We start from the raw sequence: 3,980 nt of genomic DNA on the forward strand, positions 1-3,980 counted from the left end.
CGGCCACCACCACCTGCCGCATGGACTGACCAATGCGCTGGTGCTGTTGCCGGTGCTGGAATTCAACCTGCCGGCAGCAGAAAAAATGTATGCGGAACTGGGCCGCGCCATTCTCCCTGCAAGCACGTTCGAGACCGACGCCGCAGCCGCGCGCGCCTTCATCGATGCCATGCGCAAACTCGTTGTCGAGATGCCGTTCGAGCAGGACCTGAAGAGTGCAGGCGTGCCGGAAGGCGACCTGGAGATGCTGGCGAAGGACGCGATGAACGTGCAGCGCCTGCTGGTGAACAATCCGCGCGATGTGGCGTATGAAGACGCGCTCGCCATTTACCGCTCGGTCTATTGATGCCTAATTCCCCTATTGAACATACACCATGACCATCCAGCTCAACGATCCCGCCCTGTTCCGCCAGAAGGCCTACATCAACGGCGAATGGTGCGTCGCCGACGCCGGCGCGACCAACGCCATCCGCAATCCCGCCAGCGGCGAAACCATTGCCGCCGTGCCCGACATGGGCGCCGATGAAACCCGCCGGGCAATCGCCGCCGCCGGTGCCGCGCTCCCGGCCTGGAGCGCGAAAACCGCGAAGGAACGCGCCGCCATCCTGCGCCGCTGGTTCGAACTCATCCTCGCCAGCCAGGAAGACCTGGCAAAGCTGATGACGCTCGAACAGGGCAAGCCGCTGGCCGAAGCGCGCGGCGAAGTCGCGTACGGCGCCTCGTTTATCGAATGGTTCGCCGAAGAAGGCAAGCGCGTCTACGGGGACGTGATCCCGTCCCCGGCGGGCGACAAGCGCCTCATCGTCATCAAGCAGCCGGTCGGCGTCACCGCCGCCATCACACCGTGGAATTTCCCGATCGCGATGATCACCCGCAAGGTCGGTCCGGCGCTGGCTGCCGGCTGCACCTCCGTCGTCAAGCCGGCGGAAGCCACACCGCTGTGCGCGCTGGCGCTGGCCGAACTCGGCGCGCGCGCCGGCATTCCGGCAGGCGTGCTCAACGTCGTGACGACGGCGCGCCCCGCCGAAGTCGGCGGCGAACTGACCGCCAACCCGATCGTGCGCAAGCTCAGCTTCACCGGCTCCACGCCCGTCGGCAAGCGCCTGATGGCGCAATGCGCCGACACGGTAAAAAAGGTATCGCTGGAGCTCGGCGGCAATGCGCCCTTCATCGTCTTCAACGACGCCGATGTGGATGCGGCGGTGCGCGGCGCCATCGCATCCAAGTACCGCAACGCCGGCCAGACCTGCGTGTGCGCCAACCGCCTGATCGTGCAGGACGGCATCTATGACCTGTTCGCGGAAAAGCTCGCGCATGCGGTCCGCGAAATGAAGGTGGGAGACGGCCTGGAACCCGGCGTGCAGATCGGCCCGCTGATCAACGAGGCCGCCGTGCACAAGGTCGAACGCCTCGTCGATGACGCGGTCGACAAAGGTGCGCAGGCGATCGTCGGCGGCGCCGCGCTGAACGGCAACTTCTTCGCCCCGACCGTGCTCACCGGTGTCACGCCGGACATGCTGGTCGCGCAGGAAGAAATCTTCGGCCCGGTGGCGCCGCTGTTCCGCTTCAAGACCGACGAGGAAGCTGTCGCGCTGGCCAATAACACCCGCTACGGCCTCGCCGCGTATTTCTATTCGCGCGACATCGGCCGCGTGTGGCGCGTGGCCGAGCAGCTCGAATACGGCATGGTCGGCATCAACGAAGGCATGATCTCCAACGAGGTCGCGCCCTTCGGCGGCGTGAAGGAATCCGGCATCGGCCGTGAAGGCTCGCACTACGGCATCGAAGAGTACCTGCAGATCAAGTACCTGTGCCTGGGTGGCATGCAGTAATTACTTCTTCACCTCGAACGCCTCGCCCGTCTCAAAGAAATTGCCTCCGGCAATGTAATGGATGGAGCGGGGCGTTCCTTCTTCAAATATCCAGTGCCCGTCCCTGAACGCGGCCGGATCCGCCCATGCGGCAACCACTTCGCCGAGGAACAGGTCGTACGTCCCCTGGATGTGCGGTTCCGGAATCACCCGGCACTCCAGCCAGCCGAGGCAGCCCTCCAGCAGCGGCGCTGCGATCTTCCCGCCGGGGAATGCGGTCAATCCGAATTCGCCGAACTTGTCGATTTCCCTTCCCGACGCCGATCCCACCGCGAGTGTCTGCGCCGCGATCTGCCGCGACGGCACATTGAGCGCGAATTCACCCGATGCCTCCACCAGCTCGCGCGTGCGCGTGTTGCGGTCGATGACCACCGCCACCTTGGGCGGGGAGAAATCCAGCGGCATCGACCAGGCGGCAGCCATTACATTCGATGCGCCGCCATGGGCGCTGGTGACGAGCACGGTCGGGCCGTGATTGAGCAGGCGGTAGGCCTTGGGTAATTCGACGGGGATGCGGTTGGACATGATGCGTGCAGCGGTTTGAATGCTCCATTATGATCCGGTTTGACAGTCGCTTGCCGCCGCGGGGATACTGTGTGCAGCAAGACTGTCTATCGCAGGACGACGACACCCGGCGCGCTGCCCATGATTGCCCAGCCACCTTTTCCGCTCCGCAAGGAATGTCCGCCCGGCGCCTGCGTCTGCGGGCGGGATGACCTGCTGAACGACCCGCAGGGCGACCTCCGCATCCTGCGCCTGACGCGCGAGGAAGAGAAGCGGCTGCTGGATCGCATCGAAAGCATCACGTCGTACGAGGAACTGCAGCGCATCGGCGAGCGCATGCATGCGCAGCTCGGCATCGTGCTCGAGATCGCACCCGGCGCGAACGAGGTGCGCACGGTGCGCGGCCTGAACATCCGGCTAGCCGAGCAGCCCGGGCTGTGCCGCAAGACGCGGCAGAACGTGCCCGCCGCCATCCGGCGGTGCCTCGAGAAGAATCCTGATATCGTCTTTGCAATCCTGAACGCGCACGACCTGCTCGGCTGAGCACGTGCCGCCGCATCAACCATACTTTCAAGGGGAATGCCCGTGCCCAGATTTGCCGCGAACCTGACCATGATGTTCAACGAAGTGCCTTTCCTGCAGCGGTTCGAGGCTGCGGCGAAGGCCGGCTTCAAGGGAGTGGAGTTCCTGTTCCCGTATGAGCATCCGGCCGAAGACATTGCGCGCGAACTCAAGTCCCATGGCCTGGAAAACGTGCTGTTCAACCTGCCGCCGGGCGACTGGTCGGCAGGCGAGCGCGGCATCGCCTGCCTGCCGGGACGCGAGGCGGAATTCCGCGAAGGCGTGCTGAAGGCGATCGGCTACGCAAAGATCCTCGGTACGCCGCGCCTGCACATGATGGCGGGGATCGTCCCGCACGGCGCCGACGTCGATGCCTGCCATGCAGCGTACATCGCCAACCTGCGCCACGCCTGCGAGGAAGCGGCACGGCATGGCATCGCGGTGATGATCGAACCGATCAACACGCGCGACATGCCCGGCTACTTCCTGAACCTGCAGGCTGACGCCCATGCGATCCGCGAAGAAGTCGGCGCCGCCAACCTGAAGGTGCAGATGGATTTCTACCATGCGCAGATCATGGAAGGCGATCTTGCCACCAAGGTAAACCACTGGCTGCCGCATATCGGGCACATCCAGGTCGCCGGCGTTCCCGCGCGCAACGAACCGGACACCGGCGAAGTCAACTACCCCTTCCTGTTCAACCTGCTGGACGAGCTCGGCTACGACGGCTGGATCGGCTGCGAGTACCGGCCAGCGAAGGGCACGGTCGAAGGCCTCGGCTGGATCGGGGGACGATAAGGCCGCGAATGGCGGATGAGGAAGTATACTTCTCCCCTTTCCCCATCCCACCAAGGACACCCCCATGAGCACCCTCCCCCCGTGCCCCCAATGCCAATCCGCATTCACCTACGAAGACGGCGGCCAGTACATCTGCCCGGAGTGCGCGCATGAATGGTCGCCGCAGGCCGCAGGCGCGGCCGAAGAAACCGCCAAGGTCTACCGCGACGCCGCCGGCAACATCCTGCAGGACGGCGACACCGTCAC

Annotated in this window: 5 protein-coding genes and 1 pseudogene; 5 read left to right on the top strand and 1 reads right to left on the bottom strand. The window is 64.8% G+C overall.

Going from position 1 to position 3,980, the window contains the following annotated elements; all coding sequences use genetic code 11:
• Both AYR66_RS11345 and AYR66_RS11350 read left to right on the top strand, forming a co-directional pair.
• A pseudogene (locus tag AYR66_RS11345) lies at positions 1 to 346 on the top strand (iron-containing alcohol dehydrogenase); the annotation flags it as partial.
• A gap of 28 nt (positions 347 to 374) precedes the next feature.
• On the top strand, positions 375 to 1,832 hold the full coding sequence (locus AYR66_RS11350; RefSeq protein ID WP_170942122.1) for an NAD-dependent succinate-semialdehyde dehydrogenase: 1,458 nt from the start codon (positions 375 to 377) through the stop codon (positions 1,830 to 1,832).
• Here the strand turns inward: AYR66_RS11350 and AYR66_RS11355 are convergent, their stop codons facing one another.
• Positions 1,833 to 2,396 (bottom strand): flavin reductase family protein, encoded by a 564-nt coding sequence (locus AYR66_RS11355; protein ID WP_088707581.1) that lies wholly within the window; start codon positions 2,394 to 2,396, stop codon positions 1,833 to 1,835. It abuts the gene before it with no gap.
• A 120-nt stretch (positions 2,397 to 2,516) separates the two neighbouring features.
• Between AYR66_RS11355 and AYR66_RS11360 the strand changes: the two genes are divergently transcribed.
• The 3 genes from AYR66_RS11360 to AYR66_RS11370 all read left to right on the top strand — a co-directional run.
• Complete coding sequence (locus tag AYR66_RS11360; protein WP_088707582.1) at positions 2,517 to 2,918, top strand: hypothetical protein; 402 nt, start codon at positions 2,517 to 2,519, stop codon at positions 2,916 to 2,918.
• Between the two features lie 42 nt (positions 2,919 to 2,960).
• A complete protein-coding gene (otnI, locus tag AYR66_RS11365) occupies positions 2,961 to 3,734 on the top strand; it encodes a 2-oxo-tetronate isomerase (RefSeq protein WP_088709756.1) in 774 nt (257 codons plus the stop codon).
• Positions 3,735 to 3,798: 64 nt separating this feature from the next.
• A partial coding sequence (locus tag AYR66_RS11370; protein WP_141104219.1) for an alkylphosphonate utilization protein occupies positions 3,799 to 3,980 on the top strand: 182 nt, incomplete at its 3' end.

It is taken from the genome of Noviherbaspirillum denitrificans, assembly GCF_002211445.1.
Taxonomy (GTDB): domain Bacteria; phylum Pseudomonadota; class Gammaproteobacteria; order Burkholderiales; family Burkholderiaceae_D; genus Noviherbaspirillum; species Noviherbaspirillum denitrificans.